General features: G+C 62.5%; 4 protein-coding genes. 3 read left to right on the forward strand and 1 reads right to left on the reverse strand.

Annotated elements, in window-relative coordinates:
• Both AC1D00_RS32625 and AC1D00_RS32630 read left to right on the forward strand, forming a co-directional pair.
• On the forward strand, positions 1-878 hold an 878-nt coding region (locus tag AC1D00_RS32625; protein WP_477013500.1), incomplete at its 5' end, for an SDR family NAD(P)-dependent oxidoreductase.
• 269 nt (positions 879-1,147) lie between these two features.
• The gene (locus AC1D00_RS32630) at positions 1,148-2,263 is read left to right on the forward strand and encodes an alpha/beta hydrolase family protein (protein WP_477013501.1); all 1,116 of its coding nucleotides are present in this window, start codon (positions 1,148-1,150) and stop codon (positions 2,261-2,263) included.
• Positions 2,264-2,278: 15 nt separating this feature from the next.
• Here the strand turns inward: AC1D00_RS32630 and AC1D00_RS32635 are convergent, their stop codons facing one another.
• The gene (locus tag AC1D00_RS32635) at positions 2,279-2,785 is read right to left on the reverse strand and encodes a MarR family winged helix-turn-helix transcriptional regulator (protein WP_135176067.1); all 507 of its coding nucleotides are present in this window, start codon (positions 2,783-2,785) and stop codon (positions 2,279-2,281) included.
• A 408-nt stretch (positions 2,786-3,193) separates the two neighbouring features.
• Between AC1D00_RS32635 and AC1D00_RS32640 the strand changes: the two genes are divergently transcribed.
• A partial coding sequence (locus AC1D00_RS32640; protein ID WP_477013502.1) for a porin occupies positions 3,194-3,375 on the forward strand: 182 nt, incomplete at its 3' end.

Below are 3,375 nucleotides of genomic sequence, written 5' to 3' on the forward strand. Positions count from 1 at the left end.
ATGTCGCAATGTGCGACGTCTCGGAGGCCGCGATGGCCGAGACCAAGCGGCTCTGCGAGGTCGAGAAGCTGCCGCAGGGCCTGCGCGTCACGACGCACGTCGCAGACGTCGCGATCGAGGATCACCTGAAGCGTTTTCGTGACGAGCTTGCCGAACAGCAGAAGACCGACCGGATCCATCTTCTGTTCAACAATGCCGGTATCGGTGGCGGCGGCAGCCTGTTCACCAACACGCGCGAGCAGTGGGAGCGCACCTTCAACATCTGCTGGGGCGGGGTCTATCTCGGTGTGCGCACCTTCCTGCCGATGCTGGTCGCGGCCGACGAGGCCCACATCGTCAACACCGCGAGCGTCAACGGCTTCTGGGCCTCGATCGGCATGAACCAGGCGCACACCGCCTACAGCTCGGCCAAGTTCGCGGTGAAGGGATTTACCGAAGCGCTGATCAACGACCTCCGCCTGCACGCGCCGCACGTCAAATGCTCGGTGGTGATGCCCGGCCATATCGGCACCTCGATCGTCTCCAATTCGCGCAAGGTGCAGAGCATGGACGGGTCGGAGCGGCTCAACGCCGACGAGGTCGCGCTGACCCGCAAGCGCATGGTCGCGGCCGGCGTGCCAGATGCCGACAAGATGTCGGACGAGGATATCCAGGCAGCGTTCGCGGAGCGGGCCCGCAGCTTCCTGGAGGATGCGCCGACGACGGCTGCGCAAGCCGCGAAGATCATCCTTGACGGGGTGAAGGCCGAGCGCTGGCGCATTCTCGTGGGCGAGGACGCCAGGCGCCTTGACGAGCGCGTCCGCGCCACGCCGGAGCAAGCCTATGATCGCGCCTTCTACGAAAGTTTGACCCAGGAGGTCGGCTGGCGGCTCGGCTGAACCGGTTGGCCCAGTCGGCGAAGGCGCGCGTATATGGGTATGATGATCGTCATGGCAAGAGGCGCGCAGGTAATTTCACGTGCCACCTCTTGCCAACTTTCGTTGCGATATGACGAAATGCAATGTCACGCATGGACATGGTCTGTCGTTCAAGCATTGTTCAAGTGATGGTGATGTCAAACGGGTCGCGTTCGGCGCGCCGCAGCTTGGTTGGCGAATTAAAATAGTTTAATGAATCAGGGGTAACGCGATGATAGAGCGCAGCTCCGATGATACCCGCATGCCTCTCTGACGACTGGACCCTGTGCCCGGAGAGAGAGGACATCTCCGCTGAATTCACGCGGCTCCTGACCGCAGCCCAGGAGGGCGGTGCCACGATCGCGGAATGCCTGATGATCGCGCGGCAGCTCAAACGGGACGACGAGCAATCCTGGCATCGCGAGTGGAAGCGGCTCGCGCAGGCCAACCGCCAGCGCGCCGAGGCCGCGTTCGCGGAGGGCCACATGGCGACCGCGCAGCGCAACTGGCTGCGGGCGATGAACTACTATGGTGCAGCGGCAATGCCGCTCGATAAGGCCGACGAGCGCCGCTGGGTTGCGGTGTTGGCGATGCAGGAATGCGCCCGCCGCTACCTCGCGGCGCGCGCGCCGGCCGGCGAGGTCGTGACGATTCCCTGGGTCGACGATCATTCCTTGCAGGGCTATTTCCTGCCCGCGCCGTCGGCGGGCGGACGGGCCCCGACCGTGATCTGCATCGGCGAGCCGGGACACCGCAAGGAGGAATTCCTGTTCAAGCTCGCGCCGCATGCGCGCGAGCGCGGACTGTCGATGCTCGCGCTGGACCTGCTCGGCGACCAGCGCGACGATTATGCCGATACGCTCTTGCAGCGCCGCGACCTCGAGAGCTCGATCGCGAGCGTCATGGACTATCTGGAAACGCGCGGCGACGTCGATTTCGATCGCGTCGCCATCGTGGCGGACGGGTGGGGATCCTCTTTCGTGGCGCGCGCGGTGTTGCAGGAGCCGCGGCTCGCCGCCGCCGTCTGCGATGGCGGCCTTTGGGATCTGCACGAACGATCCTTCTTCGCCAGCCGTTTCGCGATCAGCGACCTCAGCATCGTTCCGGTGCCGCATGCGCCGCTGATGGCCTCCAGCGCCGACTGCCCGGTGCTGATTACGCTCGGCGAGGATGGCTGGCTCAAGGCCGACCGGGCGCGTCAGATCGTCCAGAAATCCCGGCTCGGCAGCTCCGATATCGTGCTGAAGGTGTTCACCGCGGCGGAGACGGGCGCGGCGCAGGCCCACGCGGACAATCCGAGCCTGGCCAACGAATACATCTTCGACTGGCTGGAATCGCGACTCGGCGCCGTCGGCCGGCGGACCTGAGCGCGGTCGCGCGTCTCAGAAGTCGAGCGATATCCTGACGCAGGCTTTTTCGAGCCGGTTCTTCAGCGTCGCGAGCTTGGTGGTGAATTCCGCCAGCTCGTTCTCGTCGAACTCCTCGAAGACGAATTCGCGAATCGTCTTGTACTGCTCGTTGAGGCTCGCAATGTGCTTCTGGGTCTTGTCGACCAGTGACAGCCGCACGACCCGGGCGTCGGTCGGCGAGGGCCGCCGGCGGAGCAAGCCCTTCTTCTCCAGGAGCTTGGACTGGGTGGTGACGAACGAGGGATCGACGTGGAGCAGCTTGGAGACCATGTTGACGGGCACGCCGTCGTCCTTGTCGAGATCGGAGATCGCCATCAGGATCAGCCATTGCGGGCCGCTGATGCCGAGCGTTCTCGCCCAGAACTGACGCAGCTCCTCCAGATACATGTTGATCGACGATATTTCCCAGGTGAAGCGCCTGATGATGTCGAGATTGCCGATGGGGCGAGATCGCGTTGCCTCCTTCCTCGACGTGGACATCCCTGCGCTCCCGGTTCGACATTCGCCACTTACGCTTTGATGATCATTGTTCACGCAAGTCTGCCCTGACGCAAGTGCAGGGCAAGGTAATTGTGTCAGTCATTTTACAAATATGAGCTGATCAACAATTAGGCTGCGTGGACGACGGTGTTGCGCGTGCGACACAATGTGGCTGGAATCCAATAGCTGATCTAATAAACTATTTTAATTAGCGAAGGGACCTATGCATATTGGATTCGGCGGTGGGGGAATCTCAATCGTCCCGTTGCAGGTGGTTCGCTCAAGTCCCTCGCGTCGATGCGATGGGTCCGAAATCGCGAAGCCCCCAGAGCGGTTTTGAAAGCGAAAGAGCCTAGGGGCCGCGAGTGGTTCGAGCTCCTTCGCACATGAGCAACTTGGAGATTGAATATGAAATTGGTGAAGAGCCTCTTGCTCGGCTCAGCGGCGGGTCTGATCGCCGTTGGCGGAGCTCAGGCAGCCGATCTTCCCGTGAAGGCCAAGGCGGTCGAATACGTGAAGATCTGCTCCCTGTACGGTGCCGGATTCTACTACATGCCGGGCACTGACACCTGCATCAAGTTCGGCGGCTA

The organism is Bradyrhizobium sp. P2_E8, from assembly GCF_056403875.1.